Source organism: Leisingera sp. (assembly GCF_982940295.1).
On sequence record NZ_CEYXRG010000005.1, the window covers coordinates 50,277 to 69,704 of the forward strand.

At 65.2% G+C, this 19,428-nt stretch carries 16 protein-coding genes; 11 read left to right on the plus strand and 5 right to left on the minus strand.

All coding sequences use genetic code 11. The annotated features are described in order from the left end of the window. The first annotated feature begins 324 nt into the window (after positions 1–324). Positions 325–1,080, plus strand: a complete 756-nt coding sequence (locus AC4HIX_RS06245; RefSeq protein ID WP_490398467.1) for an SDR family oxidoreductase — start codon at positions 325–327, stop codon at positions 1,078–1,080. Between the two features lie 73 nt (positions 1,081–1,153). On the opposite strand, the gene AC4HIX_RS06250 is transcribed toward AC4HIX_RS06245, so the two are convergent. Further along, complete coding sequence (locus tag AC4HIX_RS06250) at positions 1,154–2,551, minus strand: aminotransferase family protein (RefSeq protein WP_490398322.1); 1,398 nt, start codon at positions 2,549–2,551, stop codon at positions 1,154–1,156. A gap of 289 nt (positions 2,552–2,840) precedes the next feature. On the opposite strand from AC4HIX_RS06250, the gene AC4HIX_RS06255 reads away from it, so the two are divergent. Then, positions 2,841–3,617, plus strand: a complete 777-nt coding sequence (locus AC4HIX_RS06255) for a beta-keto acid cleavage family enzyme (protein ID WP_490398323.1) — start codon at positions 2,841–2,843, stop codon at positions 3,615–3,617. A gap of 2 nt (positions 3,618–3,619) precedes the next feature. Then, positions 3,620–4,948 (plus strand): aspartate aminotransferase family protein, encoded by a 1,329-nt coding sequence (locus AC4HIX_RS06260; protein ID WP_490398324.1) that lies wholly within the window; start codon positions 3,620–3,622, stop codon positions 4,946–4,948. A gap of 143 nt (positions 4,949–5,091) precedes the next feature. Here AC4HIX_RS06260 and AC4HIX_RS06265 read toward each other — a convergent pair whose 3' ends face one another. Beyond that, the gene (locus tag AC4HIX_RS06265) at positions 5,092–5,757 is read right to left on the minus strand and encodes a DsbA family oxidoreductase (protein ID WP_490398325.1); all 666 of its coding nucleotides are present in this window, start codon (positions 5,755–5,757) and stop codon (positions 5,092–5,094) included. Positions 5,758–5,921: 164 nt separating this feature from the next. Between AC4HIX_RS06265 and AC4HIX_RS06270 the strand changes: the two genes are divergently transcribed. Then, on the plus strand, positions 5,922–6,953 hold the full coding sequence (locus AC4HIX_RS06270) for a D-cysteine desulfhydrase family protein (protein ID WP_490398326.1): 1,032 nt from the start codon (positions 5,922–5,924) through the stop codon (positions 6,951–6,953). After that, the gene (locus tag AC4HIX_RS06275) at positions 6,950–7,879 is read left to right on the plus strand and encodes a carbohydrate kinase family protein (RefSeq protein ID WP_490398327.1); all 930 of its coding nucleotides are present in this window, start codon (positions 6,950–6,952) and stop codon (positions 7,877–7,879) included. The genes AC4HIX_RS06270 and AC4HIX_RS06275 overlap by 4 nt, the downstream gene beginning before the upstream one ends. Before the next feature lie 12 nt (positions 7,880–7,891). Here the strand turns inward: AC4HIX_RS06275 and eda are convergent, their stop codons facing one another. Genes eda through zwf form a run of 3 tightly spaced genes read right to left on the minus strand, consistent with a single transcriptional unit; the run spans position 7,892 to position 11,851 of the window. Beyond that, positions 7,892–8,542, minus strand: a complete 651-nt coding sequence (eda, locus tag AC4HIX_RS06280; protein ID WP_490398328.1) for a bifunctional 4-hydroxy-2-oxoglutarate aldolase/2-dehydro-3-deoxy-phosphogluconate aldolase — start codon at positions 8,540–8,542, stop codon at positions 7,892–7,894. A gap of 3 nt (positions 8,543–8,545) precedes the next feature. Continuing rightward, complete coding sequence (edd, locus tag AC4HIX_RS06285; RefSeq protein WP_490398329.1) at positions 8,546–10,354, minus strand: phosphogluconate dehydratase; 1,809 nt, start codon at positions 10,352–10,354, stop codon at positions 8,546–8,548. A gap of 48 nt (positions 10,355–10,402) precedes the next feature. Continuing rightward, positions 10,403–11,851, minus strand: a complete 1,449-nt coding sequence (gene zwf / locus AC4HIX_RS06290; RefSeq protein ID WP_490398330.1) for a glucose-6-phosphate dehydrogenase — start codon at positions 11,849–11,851, stop codon at positions 10,403–10,405. A gap of 406 nt (positions 11,852–12,257) precedes the next feature. On the opposite strand from zwf, the gene AC4HIX_RS06295 reads away from it, so the two are divergent. The 6 genes from AC4HIX_RS06295 to AC4HIX_RS06320 all read left to right on the plus strand — a co-directional run bounded on the left by AC4HIX_RS06295 (position 12,258) and on the right by AC4HIX_RS06320 (position 19,408). Beyond that, positions 12,258–13,361, plus strand: coding sequence for a CaiB/BaiF CoA transferase family protein (locus AC4HIX_RS06295; protein ID WP_490398331.1), 1,104 nt, complete (start codon positions 12,258–12,260; stop codon positions 13,359–13,361). 250 nt (positions 13,362–13,611) lie between these two features. Then, positions 13,612–15,597 carry a CocE/NonD family hydrolase gene (locus AC4HIX_RS06300; protein WP_490398332.1) on the plus strand — a complete coding sequence of 662 codons (1,986 nt, stop codon included), beginning with the start codon at positions 13,612–13,614 and terminating at the stop codon, positions 15,595–15,597. 202 nt (positions 15,598–15,799) lie between these two features. Further along, positions 15,800–16,777, plus strand: coding sequence for a glycosyltransferase family 2 protein (locus tag AC4HIX_RS06305; RefSeq protein ID WP_490398333.1), 978 nt, complete (start codon positions 15,800–15,802; stop codon positions 16,775–16,777). A 2-nt stretch (positions 16,778–16,779) separates the two neighbouring features. Further along, on the plus strand, positions 16,780–17,163 hold the full coding sequence (locus tag AC4HIX_RS06310) for a GtrA family protein (RefSeq protein WP_490398468.1): 384 nt from the start codon (positions 16,780–16,782) through the stop codon (positions 17,161–17,163). Positions 17,164–17,177: 14 nt separating this feature from the next. Continuing rightward, positions 17,178–17,942 (plus strand): class I SAM-dependent methyltransferase, encoded by a 765-nt coding sequence (locus AC4HIX_RS06315; RefSeq protein WP_490398334.1) that lies wholly within the window; start codon positions 17,178–17,180, stop codon positions 17,940–17,942. Further along, positions 17,939–19,408, plus strand: a complete 1,470-nt coding sequence (locus tag AC4HIX_RS06320; RefSeq protein ID WP_490398335.1) for a hypothetical protein — start codon at positions 17,939–17,941, stop codon at positions 19,406–19,408. The genes AC4HIX_RS06315 and AC4HIX_RS06320 overlap by 4 nt, the downstream gene beginning before the upstream one ends. Positions 19,409–19,428: the final 20 nt, after the last annotated feature.

Consider the following 19,428-nt stretch of genomic DNA (forward strand, 5'->3'; position numbering starts at 1 on the left):
GGCGCTGTCCGTTTTGCTGAGAAGGGTCTTAGGGGCAAGCTTGCCCCTAAGATGCCAAATCCGCTTTGTCTTGAGGAAGGCGCGCCAAGGATGAGCGGGCTTCCCGGAAATGTTCTCGGGGAACGTTTCGCTCGCGAACAGGCGAAGCCTGCCGCCTGCCGGCGGGGCTTACGGTCCCCTTGACCCGGGCCGCCGCCAATTCCCCGCTTTGACCCGTTTCTTGCGGTAAAGGACCCGCCCCAGGCGGGAAGAGCAGGAAGCGGGTCGAGCGGCGCCGCGCGCGGCGCTTAGGTCAGAGCCACCCAATCAACGGAGGCTATGACGATGGAACTTCAGAACAAGACACTGATCATAACCGGGGCCAGCAGTGGCATTGGCGCCGCCGCAGCGCTGCTGTTTGCGGCAGAAGGAGCCAATGTGGTTCTGGGGGCCCGGCGGCAGGCTGAACTGGAAACCCTTGCGGGGCAGATAAATCAAAGCGGCGGCCATGCAGCCTTTCTGGCTGGCGATGTCACCAGCGAGGCCTATTCTCAGGCGCTGGCGGCGCTTGCCACCGAAGAGTTCGGCGGGTTGGATGGTGCCTTTAACAACGCGGGTATGATGGGGGAGACCGGGCCGGTAGAGCACATGGAAGCCGCCAATTGGAACGCGGTGATAGCCGCCAACCTGACCGGCGCCTTTTATTGTGCCAAAGCGCAAGTTCCGGCTCTGAAAGAGCGGGGCGGCGGATCGCTGGTCTTCACCGGATCCTTTGTCGGAGTCAGCAACGGCGGGATGCCGGGTATGGGGGCTTATGCCGCGTCCAAGGCCGGGCTGGCCGGGCTGGTCCAGTCACTCGCCTCGGATTTGGCAGCGGATGGCATCCGGGTGAATGCCGTGCTGCCGGGCGGGACCAAGACGGCAATGGCAGGCGATGATCCGGAAACCCACAGCTTTATCGCAGGGCTGCACCCGATGAAACGGATGGCCGCTCCGAAAGAAATTGCCCAGGCGGCGCTGTTCTTGCTGTCCGACCGCGCCAGCTTTGTGACCGGGGCGCCCGTGGCAGTGGACGGCGGGGTTGCCGTGCGTCTGGTCTAAGCCGCGGTGTCCCGAACAAAAAAGCGCCCCGGATTTACCGGGGCGCAGTTTGTTCGTCCAACAGGGAGAGGTGTCAGCCGAAAACTTTGGTCAGGGCCTTGTCGACCGCATCGCAGATCGCGTCGATGTCGTCTGCGGTGGCGATCAGCGCCGGGCTGAAGCACAGGGTGTTGTTGCGGCCCGGCAGCGAGCGGTTGGTGACGCCGATGATCACGCCCTGCGCGCCGCATTCCGCGACCACCTGCTGCGCCAGCTTCTCGTCCACCGGCTCTTTGGTTTCGCGGTCCTGAACCAGCTCGGCGCCCAGGAACAGGCCCTTGCCGCGCACATCGCCGATCACGGCGTGCTTCTCCTGCAGCGCGCGCAGGTTGTTCAGCATCCGCTCACCCATGGCCACGGTGTTTTCCAGCAGGTTCTCGTCCTCGATGATGCGCATGTTTTCCAGCGCCGCCGCGGGGCCCGCGGTGCAGCCTCCGAAGGTGGAGATGTCGCGGAAGTAGTTCATCGGATCGCCCGCGTCGTCTTTGAACATCTCAAAGACTTCCTCGGTGGTCACCATGCAGGCAATTGCCGCATAGCCGGAGGCCACGCCCTTGGCCATGGTCACGAAATCGGGCTTGATGCCGTACTGCTGGTAGCCGAACCATTTGCCGGTGCGCCCGACGCCGCAGACCACTTCGTCGATGTGCAGCAGCACGTCGTGCTTCTTGCAGATCTCCTGCACACGCTCCCAGTAACCCTCGGGGGCCTCAATGACACCGCCGCCGGCGGTCACCGGCTCCAGGCACAGCGCGCCGACGGTTTCCGGGCCTTCACGCAGGATGACTTCTTCAATGGCGTCCGCAGCGGCAATACCGAACTCGCGGCCGGACAGGTGCTCCAGGCCCAGCTCATGCTTGCGGTACTCCATGCAGTGCGGCACGCGGACAAAGTCCGGCGCGAAGGGACCGTACTGCGCGTTGCGCTCGTCCTGGCCGCCCGCCGACATGGTCGCCAGGGTGGAGCCGTGATAGTCACGGTCGCGGTACAGGATCTTGGTTTTCTTGCCGCCGTATTTCTTGTGGGCGATCTGGCGGATCATCTTGAAGGCCTTCTCGTTGGCCTCCGATCCGGAGTTGGTGTAGTAAACGCGGGTCATGCCCGGCATCTTCTCGATCAGCTTTTCGGCAAACAGCGCGCCGGGAATGGAGCCCGCGGAGTTGGCGAAATAGCAGACCTTCATCAGCTGGTCGTAGACGGCCTTGCAGACGCTTTCGCGGCCATAGCCAACGTTGACGGTCCAGACGCCGCCGGAAACCGCATCCAGGAACTCCTTGCCGTTCTGATCCCAGACGCGCATGCCCTTGCCCTCGACAATGATGCGCGGGTCGGCGCTTTCCAGCGCCTTGTGCTGGAACAGGTGGTGCCACATGTGGGCCTTGTCGGCCTCCACCACGCGGGAGAGATCGTTTTCGTTGAACGTGCCGTCCATGACATGTCCTTTCGGCATTGGAAGTGAATCGGGCTGCCCGGCACCCTACACGGGCTTTAAGGCGTATTATGTACCAGAAACGTCAGTTTCGCGGAATTCGTTAGGGCCAGAGCATGTGCTTGCTTAGGTCCAGAGGCGGCCGGTTGACGTCATGGGCCAGCGGCCCGCCGGTGCGGGTAAGAAAACAAATGTTCTGATATTCCCGCCTTGAGAGCTTCTGTGCTGCTGGTCAAGCTGCGGGCAGCCCGGACGCGAGTCGCTGCGGGTCAGTCGGCAAAGGAGGAAACCGGTGGCGGAATACAGTTTGATGGTGGCGCCCAACGGGGCCCGGCGGGGACGCGGGGATCATCCGCAGCTGCCGGTCACGCCGCAGCAAACGGCGGAGACCGCAGCGGCCTGTTTTGCGGCAGGGGCCCATGCGCTGCACCTGCATGTGCGCGATGATGAGGGGCGGCATTCGCTGGATGCGGGCCGCTACCGTGAAGCCCTTGATGCGGTGCGGGAAAGCGCTCCGGCGATGGCGGTGCAGATCACCACGGAAAGCGCGGGCCTCTACGATGTGGCAGCCCAGTTTGCCTGTCTGGAGGCGCTGCGACCGGCGGCGGCCTCTGTCTCGGTGCGGGAAATGGCGCGGGATGCGGGGCTGGCCGCGCGCGCCTATGCCCTGTGCGCCGAAGCAGGCACTCAGGTGCAGCACATCCTCTATGGTCCGGACTGCATTTCCCAGCTGCGCGTCTGGTATCAGGACGGCACCGTTCCAGATGGCATGCGCGATGCGATCTTTGTTCTGGGTAAATACAACCCGCCGGTTCTGGCACGGCCCGAAGGGCTCGCCGTCTTCCAGGACGCCGCAGCGGATCTGCGCCTCAACTGGACCGTCTGCGCCTTTGGCCGGTATGAGCAGGCCTGCCTGCTGGCGGCGGTTGCCGCCGGAGGGGATGCGCGAATCGGATTTGAGAATAACATCGAAACACCACAGGGCGGGCTGCTGGCAGATAATGCGGCCTCGGTTGCCGCCCTCGTTCAGGCCGCTGCGGCCCAGGGCCATACCCTCAAGGAGTGCTGATCATGAGCCATGTCTTTCCCCGCCACACCAAAGCCAGCCTGCCCACCGCTGTTGCCGGTGACGGCTGCTATCTGATCGACGCGGACGGCAAGCGCTATTTCGACGGTTCCGGCGGCGCGGCAGTCTCCTGCCTGGGCCATTCCGACGCCGATGTGATCAAGGCGGTGCAGGAGCAGGTCGGCAAGCTGGCCTTTGCCCATACCGGCTTTCTCACCTCGGAACCGGCGGAGGAACTGGCGGACCTGCTGGTGGCCAACGCGCCGGGCGACATCGACCGGGTCTATTTCGTCTCCGGCGGGTCGGAGGCCACCGAGGCCGCGATCAAGCTCGCCCGCCAGTACCACCTGGAGCGCGGAGAGCCGCAGCGCCGCCATATCATCGCCCGCAAGCAGAGCTACCACGGCAACACCCTTGGCGCGCTGGCGGCAGGCGGCAACGAGTGGCGCCGCACCCAGTTCGCACCGCTGCTGATCGACATCTCCCATATCTCGCCCTGCTATGAGTATGTGGGCCGGGCAGAGGGGGAGAGCAGCTACGACTATGGCCAGCGGGTGGCGAATGAGCTGGAGGCGGAAATCCTCCGCCTCGGCCCCGAGACCGTGATGGCCTTTATGGCGGAGCCTGTGGTCGGCGCCACCTCTGGCGCGGTGCCGGCGGTTGAGGGTTATTTCAAGCGCATCCGCGAGATCTGCGACCAATACGGCGTGCTGCTGATCCTGGACGAGGTGATGTGCGGCATGGGCCGCACCGGGCATCTGTTTGCCTGCGAGGCGGACGGCGTGGCGCCCGATATCCTCTGCATCGCCAAGGGCTTGGGCGCCGGCTACCAGCCAATCGGCGCAATGCTTTGCACCCGGCAGATCTATGAGGCGATCGAGCATGGGTCCGGCTTCTTCCAGCATGGCCACACCTATATCGGCCACCCGGTGGCCACCGCTGCGGGCCTTGCCGTGGTCAAGGCGATGCTGGAGCGCGGCCTGGTGCAGCGCTGCGCGGAAATGGGAGAGAAGCTGCAGACGGCGCTCGAGGACCGTTTCGGCCAGCATCCCAACGTGGGCGACATCCGCGGCCGCGGGCTGTTCCGCGGGGTGGAGCTGGTCGCCGACCGGGACACCAAGGAACCGTTTGATCCGGCGCTGGGGCTTGCCGGGCGGATCAAGAAGGCAGCCTTTCAGGCCGGGCTGATCTGCTACCCGATGTCGGGCACCCGCGACGGCCAGAACGGCGACCACATCCTGCTGGCGCCGCCCTTCATCATCACCGATGAACAGATCACCGAAGTGGTGGACAAGCTGGAAACCGCGATCACCCAGTGCTTGTCTCAAGGGTAGACCAGACTGGTCAGTATCATCTCGCCTGTCGCGCCAGCGGCAGGCACGCGTCCGCCCGCCCCACGGCGGGCGCGTTCCGCACCCGCCCGGGCGAACGCTCAGCGTACTGATCTGCACCTAAACGTTTTTCGAAATCCCGGCAGTCAAAACGCTTTTGCTGTCAGACCCAACTGCTCCAGGATGCTGGCGTAGTTCTCCACCCCTTGCGCGCCGGTCACCAGGTGGCGGCCATTAAATACCATCGCGGGCACGCCGCGGATGCCTTGCTGCATCCAGAACGCCTCGCGCTGGCGCACGTTCTCCGCGTGTCTGCCGCTCTCCAGGGCCGCACGCGCACCGGCGCCGTCCAGGCCGAGGCTTTCGGCGGTTTCCACCAGCACCTCCGGATCGGATACATCCTTGCCATCAGTGAAATACGCGCTCAGCAGCGCCTGTTTCATCTCGTGGCCCTTGCCGTGCTCTTCCGCCCATTCGATCAGCTGATGCGCCTGAAAGGTGTTGTAGATCCGCATCCCGTCAAAGAAGCGGAAGGTGAAGCCCAGCGCCTCGCCCAGTCCCGTCAGCTGCGCGCGCACTTGGGCCGACTGCTCTGCCGTGCTGCCGTATTTCGCGGCCAGATGCTCGCGCAGGTCTTCGCCTTCGGGCGCCATGTCCGGGTTCAGCTCAAACGGCTGCCAGTGGATGTCCAGAGCCACCCCGGCGCGGCGGGCGGCAAAGGCCAGCTGGTTGTAGCCCACGGCGCACCAGGGGCAGACCACGTCGGAGATGATATCGACCCGCAGGGCGGGGCTGTGGGCGGTCTCTGTCATGGCGCGTATCCTTGGATTTCCGGTGCTTCGCAGGGACATGGGGGCGCAGCGCCTGAAAAGCAACCGCTGGCCTTGGGGGCCTTGCCCGGTTGCACATACTGCTGCAACGTGGTGCGGCCCAGTCAGGCTGGCGCCGCTGCCCGATCAGAAGGAAAGAGACCGCAATGCCCCGGACCGACACGCTCCTTTCCGCGTTCCCGCGCGCCAAGCTGCTGTCCCAGCCAACACCGCTGGAGCGGCTGGACCGACTGTCGGAGGAGCTGGGACTGGACTTTTGGATCAAGCGCGACGACCTGACCGGCCTCAGCTTTGGCGGCAATAAGACCCGGCAGCTGGAGTTCTACATCGGCGCGGCACTGGCGGCCGGGGCGGACACCATCCTGATCACCGGCGCGGTGCAGTCGAACTTTGCCCGCACTGCCGCCGCCGCGGCTTCGAAATACGGGATGCAGGCGATACTGCAGCGCGAGGAGCGGGTGCCGGGCATGGACCCGCTTTACTACAGCTCGGGCAATGTCTTTCTGTCGGATATACTGGGCGCAGAGAGCATGAGTTACCCGGAGGGGGAGGATGAAGCCGGCGCCGATGCCGCATTGGAAGCGCGGGCAGAAGAGCTGCGCGCGGCAGGCCGCAGCCCCTACATCATCCCGCTGGGCCTCGGCCATCCGCCGCTGGGCGCGCTGGGCTATGTGAAGGGCGGAGCGGAGCTGGCGGCGCAGATCGGCGGCTTTGATGCTGCCGTGGTGCCTTCGGGCAGCGGGGCCACCCATGGCGGGTTCCTGACCGGTGTGCGGCTGGCCGGCATCACCGCGCCGGTCTTTGGCATCTGCGTGCGCCGCGATGCGCAAGCACAGAAAGCGCGGCTGGAGCAGGTGACCGCAGAGCTGGCCGGATTGATGAACATCCCGCAGCCATTTCCCGGCGGTGACATCCTTACCTGGGACGGTGCCTTGGCGCCCGGCTATGGCCGCGCAGGACCCGCGACACGCATAGCTTTGCAGCGCATGGCCGCCGCGGAGGGGATCCTGCTGGACCCGGTCTACTCCGCCAAGACTTTTGCCGGGCTGCTTGGTCTGCTGGAGGAGGGCACCATTCGCAAGGGGCAGAAAGTGCTGCTGCTGCACACCGGCGGGCTGCCCGCGCTGTTTGCTTATCAGAACGCGCTCGGTTCCGGCAGCGGCGGGGCTACGCCATGATCCTCTGCTGCGGCGAGGCGCTGATCGATATGATCCCCGGCAAGACCGCTGCGGGGCAGGCGGCATATGTCCCGCATGGCGGCGGCGCGTCGTTCAACACCGCGCTGGCGCTGGGGCGGCTCGGGGTGCGTGCGGGGCTGTTCACCGGACTGTCCTCGGATGTGTTCGGGCAGCAGTTGGCAGCAAGGCTGGTGGAGGCCGGGGTGGAAACCTCCCTTGCGGTGACCAGCCCGCGGCCCTGCACCCTGGCCTTTGTCCATCTGACGGATGGGGACGCCAGCTACAGTTTCTATGATACTGGTTCCGCCGGGTCCTCACTCACGCCGGAGGACCTGCCGGAGGTGCCGGACAGCGTGGAAGCGCTGCTGCTTGGCGGCATCAGCCTGTGCAACCCGCCAGCGGCGGAGGCTTACTTGGCTCTGGCGCAGCGCGAAGCAGGCCGCCGGCCCGTGATGCTGGACCCGAATGTGCGCGCCGGATTTGCCAAGGATGAGGCGGCTTATCGCGTGCGGCTGGAGAAATTTGTCGCGCTGGCGGATATCGTGAAGGTCTCTGAAGAGGACCTTTCCTGGCTTTGTCCCCGCGGGGACACGGGCGCGAAACTGCGCAGCCTGTTCGCCGCTGGGCCCAAATTGGTGCTGCTGACCCTCGGCGCACGGGGGGCTGAGGCCCATCTGCCGGACGGACGGATTGTGACGGCAGATGCCGTGCCCGTCGCGGTCGCTGATACGGTCGGCGCAGGGGATACCTTCAATGCGGGCTTTCTGGCCAAGGCGCAAGAGCGGGGCCTGCTGAGGGCCGCGGCGTCAGGCGAAATTACCCCGGAGGATCTAAGGGCTTGCCTGCAATTCGCCGTGAGGGCGGCGGCGGTTTCGGTTTCGCGTGCCGGAGCAAATCCGCCCTGGCGAGCGGAAATACCAGGATGATTTTGCGGTAGCTTAACCTTTGCCGAGCTGGCTGGCGTCGCGCGCCAGCGCTTCGATGGTGCTCCAGTTGCCGGCCTTGACCAGGTCGGCGGGGGCCACCCAGCTGCCGCCGGCGCAGACCACGTTGGGCAGGCTCAGGTAGGTTTCGGCATTGGCGGGGCTGATGCCGCCGGTCGGGCAGAAGGATATCTGCGGCAGCGGCGCGCCAATGGCTTTCAGCGCCGGGGCGCCGCCGGAGGCCTCAGCCGGAAAGAACTTGAGCATGCCATAGCCGCGGGCCAGCAGGCGCATCGCCTCGGTCGCGGTGGCGGCGCCGGGCAAGAGCGGCAGGCCGATGGATTCGCAGGCGTCCAGCAGGTAATCCGTGGCGCCGGGCGAGACGCCGAACCGGGCGCCGGCCTCCTTGGCGGCTTCGGCGTCCTTGGGGGTGATCAGCGTCCCGGCCCCCACCACACCGCCCTTCACCTGCGCCATCTCGCGGATCACGTCCAGCGCGGCGCCGGTGCGCAGGGTGACTTCCAGTGCAGGCAGGCCGCCCGCAACCAGTGCCTCGGCCAAGGGGCGGGCGTGGGCCGCGTCCTCCACTACCAGCACCGGCATCACCGGTGCCAGGGCGCAAATCTCGCAGGTGCGCAGGCTGGCGTCCTGAGGGGTTATCCGCATGAGTTACACTCCAAAAACGCTGGCGCCTTCGTCGGCCGAAGCAACCGAGCGGCGGAACAGGGAAAACAGCTCGCGGCCGGTGCCGTGCTGATAGGCGCTGAGGTCGGCGGTGGCGGGCTCGCGCTCCAGCGCGCCTTCGGTGAGGACTTCCAGCGTGCCTTTCACCGCATCCAGCCGCACCAGGTCGCCGTTCTGGATCCGGGAGATCGGCCCGCCATCCAGGGCCTCTGGCACCACGTGGATCGCGGCGGGCACTTTGCCGGATGCGCCAGACATCCGTCCGTCGGTGACCAGCGCCACCTTCTGGCCGCGGCCCTGCATGATGCCGAGGAAGGGGGTGAGGCTGTGCAGTTCGGGCATGCCGTTGGCCTTGGGGCCCTGGAAGCGCACCACCACGATCACGTCGCCGGTCAGCTCGCCCGCCTTGAAGGCGGCCTTGGCCTCCTCCTGGTCGTGGAAGACGCGGGCAGGAGCTTCGACTATGTGGTGTTCTTTCGCCACTGCCGAGACCTTGATCACGGCGGTGCCCAGGTTGCCGGTCAGCCGCTTCAGGCCGCCGGTCTTCTGGAACGGCGCGTCCGCCGGGCGCAGCACCGCGTCATTCAGGCTTTGCCCCGGGCCGGGGCGGAAGGTGAGGCCGTCCTCCGACAGGAAGGGTTCCTGCGTGTAATGCTCCAGCCCTTCGCCCGTCACGGTCCTTGTGTCGGGGTGCAGGAGGCCGGTTTTCAGCAGTTCACCGATCATGTAGCCGAGGCCGCCGGCCGCGTGGAAATGGTTCACGTCGGCCAGCCCGTTGGGATAGACCCGGGCCAGGAGCGGCACCACGTCGGAGAGATCAGCAAAGTCTTGCCAGTCCAGCAGGATGCCGCCCGCCCGCGCCATTGCGATCAGGTGGATCAGCAGGTTGGTCGAGCCGCCGGTGGCCATCAGGCCGGCAATGCCGTTGGCATAAGCCTTTTCGTCCAGCACGTCGCAGACCGGCGTGTAGTTGTTTCCCAGCGCGCTGAGCGACAGGGCGCGCTTGGCGCCCTCCACCGTCAGCGCCTCGCGCAGGGGGGTGCCGGGGTTCACGAAGGAGGACCCGGGCAGGTGCAGCCCCATGAACTCCATCAGCATCTGGTTGGTGTTGGCAGTGCCGTAAAAGGTGCAGGTGCCAGGGCCGTGGTAGGCGGCCATCTCGGCCTTCAGCAGTTCCTCGCGGCTGATCTCGCCAGCAGCGAATTTCTGGCGGATATGGGCCTTTTCGTCATTGGCAAGGCCGCTAGTCATCGGGCCTGCCGGCAGGAACACTGCCGGGATATGGCCAAAGGCCTGCGCCCCGATCACCAGTCCAGGCACGATCTTGTCGCAGACGCCAAGGTAGACGGCGGCGTCAAAGACGTTGTGGCTCATCGCGACGCCCGTGGCCATGGCGATGGTATCGCGGGAAAACAGGCTCAGCTCCATGCCGGCCTCGCCCTGGGTGACCCCGTCGCACATCGCGGGCACGCCGCCCGCCACCTGCGCGGTGCCGCCGGCCTTGCGGACCGCATCGCGGATCAGCGCAGGGTAGGTTTCAAACGGCTGATGCGCCGACAGCATGTCGTTATAGGCAGTGACTATGCCGAGGTGGCCCTGGCTGCCTGCGGCCAGTGTCTGCTGGTCCGGCCCGGTGGCCGCATAGGCATGGGCCTGGCCGGAGCAGGACAGATGCGCCCGCGCAGGCCCTTTGCCGCTGGCCGCGCGCATCCGTTCCAGATAGGCCGCGCGGGTGGTCTCGCTGCGGGCGATGATGCGGTCGGTGACGGCGGCCAGTGTGGAATTCAAGCTCATGGGGTGCCTTTGTAGCAAACTGAGGGGGCAAGGGGGAGGGCGGCTGTCTTAGGCTCCGATACTGCGCCAGCGGCGGCCGTCGCGGTGGATCAGCAGGAGTGAGTCGTCAGGGCCGGCGCTGCCGCTGTCATAGGGCTGCGGGGCTTCTCCGGTGTCTTCCCAGCCGGCGATGATCGGGTCGGCCCAGGCCCAGGCGGCCTCGACCTCGTCGCCGCGCATGAACAGGGTCTGGTTGCCGCGGATCACATCCATGATCAGCCGTTCATAGGCGTCCTGCGGGCGGCCCGACTCCGGCAGCTCATCGGCGAAGGTCATGTCCAGGTTGGCGCCTGTGAGGCGCATGCCGCCAGGGCCGGGGTCCTTGATGGTGGTTTTCAGCGTGATGCCCTCGTCGGGCTGCAGGCGGATCACCAGCACGTTGCCGTGCACCGGGCCGGAGCCTTCGAAGATGTTGTGCGGCGGGTCGCGGAAATAGACCGCGATCTCGCTCACCCGGTCACGCAGGCATTTCCCGGTGCGCAGGTAGAACGGCGTGCCGGCCCAGCGCCAGTTCGCCACTTCGACCTTGAGCGCGATATAGCTTTCGGTGCGGCTGGCGGGGTTGCCCGCGTGATCGCGGTAGCCCTCTCCGCTTTTGCCCCGGTACTGGCCGCGGGCGATGCTGGATTGCGCCACCGGGCGCAAGGCCTCGATCACCTTGACCTTCTCGTCCCGTACCGCATTGGGCGCGAAATGGGCCGGCGGCTCCATCGCGGTCAGGCACAGAAGCTGCATCAGGTGGTTTTGCACCATGTCCCGCATGGCGCCGGACTTGTCGTAATATTCCTCGCGCCCCTCGATGCCGATGCTTTCGGCGACGGTGATCTGCACATGGTCGATATGGGAGGAGTTCCACAACGGCTCGAACAGCGAGTTGGCAAAACGCAGCGCCATCAGGTTCTGCACTGTCTCTTTGCCCAGGTAATGGTCGATCCGGTAGATCTGGCGTTCTTCGAAATGCTCCCGCAGCGCCGCGTTCAGCGCCTGGGCCGACGCCAGGTCATGGCCGAAGGGCTTTTCCAGAACGATGCGGCTGTCGGGCGTGGCGATGCCGGTTTCGCTGAGGCGGCGGGCGATATCGGTGAACAGGCCAGGCCCCACCGATAGATAGAAGGCGCGGGCCGCATCGTCGCGGAGTTTCCCGTGAATCACATCCCATCCGCTCTCACCGCGGGCGTCCACCGCGGCATAGTCCAACAACGCGGTGAATCCGGCGATTTCCTCGGCCGTGGTTTCCACATCCTGGCCGAATTCGCGGATGGCGTCTGCTGTCTGGCTGCGGAACTCTTCCGCGGTCAGCTCGCTGCGCGAGCTGCCGATGATCCGGCATTCCGTGTTGAACTGGCCGATCTGGAACCGGTGGAACAGCGCCGGAAGGATCTTGCGGCGGGCCAGGTCGCCGGTCGCGCCAAACAGCACGAGGTCAAAGGGCTGGACGGGGATGACGCGGGAAACCATTGATTTTACATCGCTGTTCCATTGAGGGCCGAAGGCCGGGCCATTGTGCCGCCTGGGGCGGGGCAATTCAATTGCCTCTGCTGGCACAGGGCCGGTTAAAGTTGAGTTATCGCTAACATATTGTCCTGCGGCATTCCATCAGGAATTTGCCGGCTGAAACTGGCTCTGGATACGCAGTCTGACCTGCGCGGAGATGTCTGGATGCCGTGACAATGGATATCCCGTTTCCCGGCGCGGGAAACGGCTCGGAAAACACGTGTTTTCCGAGCCGGAATTCGCGCCGAATTCCGGTTTGCAGCCTGAGGGGTGTTTTCGCTAGGCCGGGATTTGATCAAATCTTGCAGGAGTGCAGTGCAGCGGCTAAGCATGCTGGCAAAGACGACGGCACCAACAGGGAGGAGTGCCCATGACCCCGCTTGCAGGCCTCAAGGTGGTTGAACTTGCCCGCATCCTGGCTGGGCCCTGGATCGGCCAGTCGCTGGCGGATCTGGGCGCGGATGTGGTGAAGGTGGAAAGCCCGGATGGTGACGATACCCGCAAGTGGGGGCCTCCGTTCATCGAGCGCGAAGGTGACAAAACGGCCGCTTATTTCTACGCCGCCAACCGTGGCAAGGACTGCGTGACCGCCGACTTCCGCACTGAAGAGGGCAAGCAGGCAGTCCTTGAGCTGATCAAGGATGCCGACATCCTGATCGAGAACTTCAAGGTCGGCGGGCTGAAGAAATACGGGCTGGATTATGAGAGCCTCAGCAAGGTCAATCCGCGGTTGATCTACTGCTCTGTGACCGGATTTGGCCAGGATGGGCCTTATGCCAAGCGGGCGGGGTATGACTTTTTGCTGCAGGGCATGTCGGGGCTGATGTCGATCACCGGTGCGCAGGACGGCCAGCCGCAGAAGGTCGGTGTGGCGATAACCGATATTGTCACCGGGCTGTACGGCACCATCGGCATTCTGGCGGCGGTGGAGCAGCGCCACAGGACGGGGCGCGGCCAGCATCTGGACATGTCACTGCTGGATTGCGCAACGGCCCTGCTGGCAAACCAGGCGATGAACTATCTGGCGACCGGCGACAGCCCTACGCGGCTGGGCAATGACCACCCGAACATTGCCCCCTATCAGGTAATGGCGGTGAAAGACGGCCATGTGATCCTGGCGGTGGGCAACGACGGGCAGTTTCAGCGGCTGTGCGATGTGCTGGGGCTGGCTGAGGCCAAGGCGGATGACCGCTTCCAGACCAACCAGCTGCGGGTCGCCAATCGCAGGGCGCTGACGGCGATCCTGGAGGAGGTGCTGGCGGCGTGGGCACAAGCGGACCTGCTGGCAGCGCTGGAAGCGGCGACAGTTCCGGCTGGGCCGATCAATACCATTGGCCAGGCGTTTGAGGATCCGCAGATAAAGCACCGGGAGATGCAGATCGCGCCGGAGGGCGTGCCGGGGGTCCGGGGCCCGTGGAAGTTCTCGGACGCCGAACTGGCGCTGGAAAAGTCGGCGCCGAAACTGCCGGGATAACCGCGCTGCTGCCATCTGCGGCGGTACTCCGTCTCCGCCTTGCGGTGCGTTGCGGTGCTGTTTGGGTGCGGCTGGGGCGGGCAAGGGAACGCCGGTAAACGCGTGGAATGCTCGGGCTGGCCGTGGCGATTTGCGCCTATCCCGCGTCAGTTCGCTTACATCCGCGCATAAACGCACCCTTTTCTTCGGCAGGTGATCTGGTGAATTTGCTGAGTGCGGCCGTAGCCAAAACAACCACAGGAACAAACTTATGCCCGGCGCTTACAGCATTATTGAGAACACCTGGATCCCTCTGCCGGACGGCCGCAGGCTGTCGGCGCGGATGTGGATGCCGGAGGGCGCGGGGCCGCATCCCGCGATCCTGGAATACCTCCCGTACCGCAAGCGTGACGGCACCGCGCCCCGGGATGAGACCACACATCCGGTTTTTGCTGCCGAAGGTTATGCAAGCATCCGCGTGGACATAGCGGGCACGGGTGACAGCGAGGGGGTGTTCGACGACGAATACTCCGAACAGGAACTGAGCGACGGTGAGGCGGTGCTGGCCTGGATCGCCGCGCAGCCCTGGTGTGACGGCAACATCGGCATGATCGGCATCAGCTGGGGCGGGTTCAACGGGCTGCAGCTGGCGTTCCGCCGGCCTGAGGCGTTGAAGGCCGTGGTGTCCGTGGCCTCGACCGTCGACCGCTATGCTGACGATATTCATTACATGGGCGGCTGCCTGCTGAGCGACAACGCAAACTGGGGCAGCCAGATGTTTGCCTATCAGTCGCGCCCCGCAGACCCGGTGCACCGGGCGGACTGGCGCGAGGACTGGATCAAGCGGATCGAGGAGATGCCCTTCATGGCTGCCGAGTGGCTGCGGCGCCAGACCCGGGGGGACTTCTGGAAGCACGGCTCGGTCTGCGAGGACTGGTCTGCGATCCAGGCGCCGGTGCTGGCGATCACCGGCTGGGCGGACGCCTATGTGAACGCGCCGCCTGCCTTGGCGGCCAATCTGACTGTGCCCGCCAAGGCGATGATCGGACCGTGGGAGCACCGCTATGCCCATATCGCCAAGCTGGATCCGGCGGATTTTCACGGCGAGGTGCTGCGCTGGTTCGGCCAATGGCTGAAGGGCGAGAATACCGGCGCCAAAGACTTGCCGGACTACCGCGTCTTTATGCAGGAGCACTTCAACCCCGCCATGCAGAACAAACCGCGCCAGGGCCGCTGGGTGGCGGAGGCTGAATGGCCCTCGCCCAACGTGCAGGACCGGGTGATGCACCTGGGGCAGGGTGTGCTGGCGGAGACTCCGGGGCAAGGTGCCATAGCAGTCAGCAATCCGGCGACGGTCGGGCAGGCGTCCGGCTATTTCTGCCCGGGGATGCGGTTTGACAATGAGCTGGCCGGGGACCAGGCGGTTGACGATGCGCTGTCGGCCTGTTTCGACACCGCGCCGCTGACGAAGCCGCTGGAACTGCTGGGCAGGCCGCGGCTCAAGGTGGCCTTCAGCACTGACAAGCCGGTGGCGCAGCTGGTGGCGCGGCTGTGCGATGTGTCGCCTGAAGGCGTGTCGCAGCGGATCACCTTCCGGCCGCTGAACCTGACGTGCCGCAATGGGTTTGAGGCGCCGGAGAACCTTGTGCCGGGGGAGCGCTATGAGGCGGAGATCGAGCTGAACGAATGCGCGCACCGCCTGAAACCGGGGCATGTGCTGCGGCTGGCGCTGTCGGCGTCATACTGGCCGGTTGTCTGGCCTGCGCCTGAGGCGGCGGAAGTCTCCCTGCATTTGGAAGGCTGCGCGCTGGTGCTGCCGGAGCGGCGGGTTACTGAAGAGATTGCCCCGCAGAACCCTGGCGCGCCGCGCGGCTACCCGGTGCTGCAGGCCGAGCAGTTGCGCCCCGCGGGCGGCACATCGAAAACCTGGACCCGCGAGGATGGTGCGCTGGTGCTGGATACCTTTGATGACTACGGCAAGGCTGTGGACCCCTATCACGGCATGTGCGCGGGCAGCCATGTGACGATGCACTATGAGGTGCACCCGGATGATCCGGCCACGGCAACCTTTGCCAGTGACTGGACCTTCGAGTTCGAGCGCGGCGGCTGGCAGGTCGCGATTGAGACCGGGAACAAGGTGACCTGCGACCGGGAGAATTTCTTTCTCTGGCGCAAGGTGACCGCCTACGAGGGCGCGGACAGGGAGGTTGTCCTGACCAAGGAGTGGCAGGAAACGATTCCCCGCGGCGTGCTGTAGACCGGGGCGGGATGCGGGCGGATTTTCGGCAATTCGTCCGCATTTGCCTTGGTTTCGCCATAGTGCGTTACCCAAAGCACACAGGCCCTTAACCATTTAATTGCAAATTCAGCTCTCATCGGGCTGCCGTTGCCCTTCCTGCACCGGATCGGTCAGTATCGTGGTTAACGAGCGGTTAACAAACAGATTTGAGGGCGAGAAAGTGCAGCTTTCCGTTGTTGTGCCCTGCTACAACGAAGAAGAGTCGGTCCCCCTTCTGGTGGAGCGGCTGGTGCAGGCCATTGAACCATGGGCGCAGGACGCCGAGATCATCCTGGCGGATGACGGCTCCAGCGACGGCACCTGGGCGGCGATCGAGGCGGCCCATGCCAGGCACCCGGTGGTGCGGGGCATACGGCTGTCGGCCAACCGCGGCCACCAGGTGGCGCTGACGGCCGGTCTTGAGGCCGCGCGCGGCGACCGCGTTTTCATGCTGGACGCCGACCTGCAGGACCCTCCGGAAATCCTTCCCGACATGATGATGATGATGGACCGCGGCTATGACGTGGTCTATGGGCGCCGGGCCGAACGGCAGGGGGAGACCCTGTTCAAGAAGGCAACCGCCTATCTGTTCTACCGTTTCCTGAACACGCTGTCGGATGTGAACATCCCCAAGGACACCGGCGATTTCCGCCTGGTCAGCCGCCGCGCGCTGGATGCGGTTCTGGCGATGCCGGAGCGGGCCCGCTTCATCCGCGGCATGTTCGCCTGGGCGGGCTTCAAGCAGATCGGTCTGGAATACGTCCGGGATGCCCGGGTTGCCGGCGTCACAAAATACCCGTTCCGGGCAATGCTGCGCTTTGCCACGGACGCGCTGACCGGCTTTTCCACCAAACCGCTGAAAATGGCGACGCGGCTGGCGTTCCTGAGCCTTTATGTGACCTTCCTGATGGCGGTCTATGTGTTCCTGTCGCTGATCCTCTACAACACTGCCCCCGGCTGGGCGTCGATGCTGCTGGCGATTTCCTTCTTCTCAGGAATTCAGCTGCTGACGCTGGGGATCATGGGAGAGTACATCGGGCGGCTTTATATGGAGAGCAAACAGCGCCCGATGTATTTCCTGTCAGAGGAAACCGGCGAGAGCGCGCCTGCGGAGGCGGCGAATGCCGAGCCCGCACCGCTGCGCAAGGAAGCGTCGTGAGCATGGGAGGCGCGGGGCAAATCCTGCGCTTTTCTGTCGTCGGCGCCACGGTCGCGGGCCTGTATGTGGTGGGCTATACCGCACTGCTGGCCGCAGGGATGGCGCAGGCGCCTGCCAATGCGCTGGCCTTTGCGGCTGCGGTAGCGGTGCAATACGTGCTGCAAACCTGGTGGACCTTCCGCCGCCCGCTGGGCCTGCCCGACCAGATGGCGCGCTTTACCTGCGCCATTGCCGCGGGTTTTGCCGTCTCGGCGCTGATCACCGGTGTGATCGGCCCGGCCCTGGGCTGGGCGGACTGGCTGTCCGCCGCCGCCGTCACGGTGATCCTGCCGGTTCAGAATTTCATCATTTTCCGCCTCTGGGTGTATGCCGCGGCTGGCGAGTAAAGTTCGGAGCAATCATGTCCCATATCTATTCCAACGAGTTCTACGACTATATCGACCAGGGCGCACGCTCCTCGGCGCAAGCGATGATTTCGGTGGTCCAGCCGCAGCTGCAAGCGGGCAGCGTTCTGGACTTGGGCAGCGGCCGCGGCGTGTGGCTGAGCGAGTGGATCAAGGCAGGGGTGACCGATGTTGCTGGCGTTGACGGCGATTATGTCGACCGCGACCGTCTGGCGATCCCGCGCCAGCAGTTCCATGCTGCCGACCTGACCAAACCCTTTGATCTGGGACGCAAATTCGATCTGGCGCAGAGTCTGGAGGTGGGCGAGCACCTGCCAGAGGCAGCCTCGGAAAAGCTGGTCGACAGCCTGACCCGCCACGCTGACCGGGTGCTGTTCTCCGCCGCTGTGCCGGGGCAGGGGGGCGAGTTCCATATCAACGAGAAGCCGCTGTCGTTCTGGCAGGAGATGTTTGCGGCGCGCGGGTTCACTGCCTATGACTTTGCCCGCCCCCAGCTGAAAAACATGTCGGGTGTCGAGCCCTGGTACCGCTACAACACCGTGCTTTATGCCAATGCCGCGGGCCGGGAAGGCTTGCCGCGGGAGGTGCTGGCAACAGAAATTCCGGCCGGGCAGAAGGTGCCGCTGGCGGGCAGCCTGGGCTGGCGGATGCGGCGCGGCATTGTCTCGCTGATGCCGCAGCCGATGGTGACCAGAATCGCACAGGGCCGTGCTGCCGTGCTGGCCCGCCGCGCCCGGCGCCTGCAGGAGGCCGCGGGATGACACTGGCCTCCGCCGGCAGCAGTGTTGCGCAGCGGCGCGCCTTGCCGCAACTGCCGGTCACGGTGGCTGCGGTTTTTGCTGTGCTGCTGCTGACGGCGCTGTTCCAGCTGCCGGATCCGATGATCCGGCACGATGACTACCCGGCGCTGCTGGCGGATCCTGCGCTGTTCTACGCGAAGACGCTGACCGAGGGGCGCTGGGTCAATTACCTGTGGCACCTGCGTGGTGTTGTACCTCCGGCCTGGCTGAATTTTCTGGTCTATCAGCTGTTGTGGGCGGTCTATCTTGGCTGCCTGGTGCACAACGCCTTTGGCCGGGACGCGGAGATTTGGCAGCGTGTGATGGTGGCGCTGATTGCGGGTCTCGGCCTGCCCTGGGTGCTGATCTCGATGTGGTTCAATACGCTGATCCTGGGGCTGGCGGTTGTGGCGTTTTATGCCTGGCTGGCCACGCGGCTGAGCGAGCGGACCTGCCGCTGGCTGATGCTGGTCTTCGTGCCGGTCTCGCTGATGGCCTACACCACCTATCCGTTTCTGATCCTGGGGCTGAGCCTGACCCGCGCCGGTGTTGCGCGTTCTGCGAGGGATCTGGCGGGCCTGCTGGCGCTGTTCATCGCCAGTTTCGCGCTGGGTATGCTGGCGATCTATTCGCTGAACTATATCGTGCATGGGGTATTCGGCGTGCCGATGGCGGAATGGCGCAACCCCAGTCCGGCGCATGATCTGGCCTCGGCGCTGGAGAACTCCAAGCTCGCCTGGCAGTTCCTGGTCAGCCTGGCGCAGAAGGGCGGTTATAACAACGCGGTTCTGGCGCTCTTGCAGGCGGCGCTGCTGGCCTGTGCGGTCTGGGTTGTGCTGCGGCGGGACAAGTGGCGGGCGCTTTATTTGCTGTCCGGGGCGGCCCTGGGGCTGGCGCTGATCTGCCTGCAGGTGATCCGCAGCGGCATTGACATGCCGGTGCGCTCCGGCGGATTCCTGTGGATCTTCGGGGCCGTCTTCATCGGGCTGTTCGTGATTGCACTGCGCGACAGCGGGCGGGCGCGGCTGAGCCGGAACCTGCTGTTTACCGTGACAGCGGTCTACGTGATCTTCGGCGGGCTGACCCACCAGTTTCTGTCGGAGTGGCATAAGGTGAGCCGGGCGATGGCGGCAGAGCTGGTTGAGGGGCAGGGTCCGGTCTATGTCACCGGAACCTACCTGTCGCTGGAGGCCGCCCGGAAATCGGATCTGCAAAAGGACCAGTCGGTTACGTTCCGCCTGCACCATCTGACCGGGCGCGAGATCGTGATGTGCGAGAGCCGTCCCGACGATTGCGCGGCGCTGCCGGATGAGCTGCGCGGCGGCTTGCAAGGCCGGAGAGGGTTCGAGGTGCGCCAGATTGAAGGCGGCTCAGTGCTGATGCTGTCGCCCGTGGCACTGCGGGAAGGGAAGCTGGAGGCGGCCCGCCAGCAGCGTCAGACAGACTAGCAGGCAGGCTTGGGGGCCTG

Excerpts from the sequence above, each read along its gene's own strand:
- AC4HIX_RS06245 (WP_490398467.1), top strand. The coding sequence starts at position 325 with ATGGAACTTCAGAACAAGACACTGATCATAACCGGGGCCAGCAGTGGC.
- AC4HIX_RS06250 (WP_490398322.1), bottom strand. The coding sequence starts at position 2,551 with ATGGACGGCACGTTCAACGAAAACGATCTCTCCCGCGTGGTGGAGGCC.
- AC4HIX_RS06260 (WP_490398324.1), top strand. The coding sequence starts at position 3,620 with ATGAGCCATGTCTTTCCCCGCCACACCAAAGCCAGCCTGCCCACCGCT.
- AC4HIX_RS06265 (WP_490398325.1), bottom strand. The coding sequence starts at position 5,757 with ATGACAGAGACCGCCCACAGCCCCGCCCTGCGGGTCGATATCATCTCC.
- AC4HIX_RS06270 (WP_490398326.1), top strand. The coding sequence starts at position 5,922 with ATGCCCCGGACCGACACGCTCCTTTCCGCGTTCCCGCGCGCCAAGCTG.
- AC4HIX_RS06275 (WP_490398327.1), top strand. The coding sequence starts at position 6,950 with ATGATCCTCTGCTGCGGCGAGGCGCTGATCGATATGATCCCCGGCAAG.
- eda (WP_490398328.1), bottom strand. The coding sequence starts at position 8,542 with ATGCGGATAACCCCTCAGGACGCCAGCCTGCGCACCTGCGAGATTTGC.
- edd (WP_490398329.1), bottom strand. The coding sequence starts at position 10,354 with ATGAGCTTGAATTCCACACTGGCCGCCGTCACCGACCGCATCATCGCC.
- zwf (WP_490398330.1), bottom strand. The coding sequence starts at position 11,851 with ATGGTTTCCCGCGTCATCCCCGTCCAGCCCTTTGACCTCGTGCTGTTT.
- AC4HIX_RS06295 (WP_490398331.1), top strand. The coding sequence starts at position 12,258 with ATGACCCCGCTTGCAGGCCTCAAGGTGGTTGAACTTGCCCGCATCCTG.
- AC4HIX_RS06300 (WP_490398332.1), top strand. The coding sequence starts at position 13,612 with ATGCCCGGCGCTTACAGCATTATTGAGAACACCTGGATCCCTCTGCCG.
- AC4HIX_RS06310 (WP_490398468.1), top strand. The coding sequence starts at position 16,780 with ATGGGAGGCGCGGGGCAAATCCTGCGCTTTTCTGTCGTCGGCGCCACG.
- AC4HIX_RS06315 (WP_490398334.1), top strand. The coding sequence starts at position 17,178 with ATGTCCCATATCTATTCCAACGAGTTCTACGACTATATCGACCAGGGC.
- AC4HIX_RS06320 (WP_490398335.1), top strand. The coding sequence starts at position 17,939 with ATGACACTGGCCTCCGCCGGCAGCAGTGTTGCGCAGCGGCGCGCCTTG.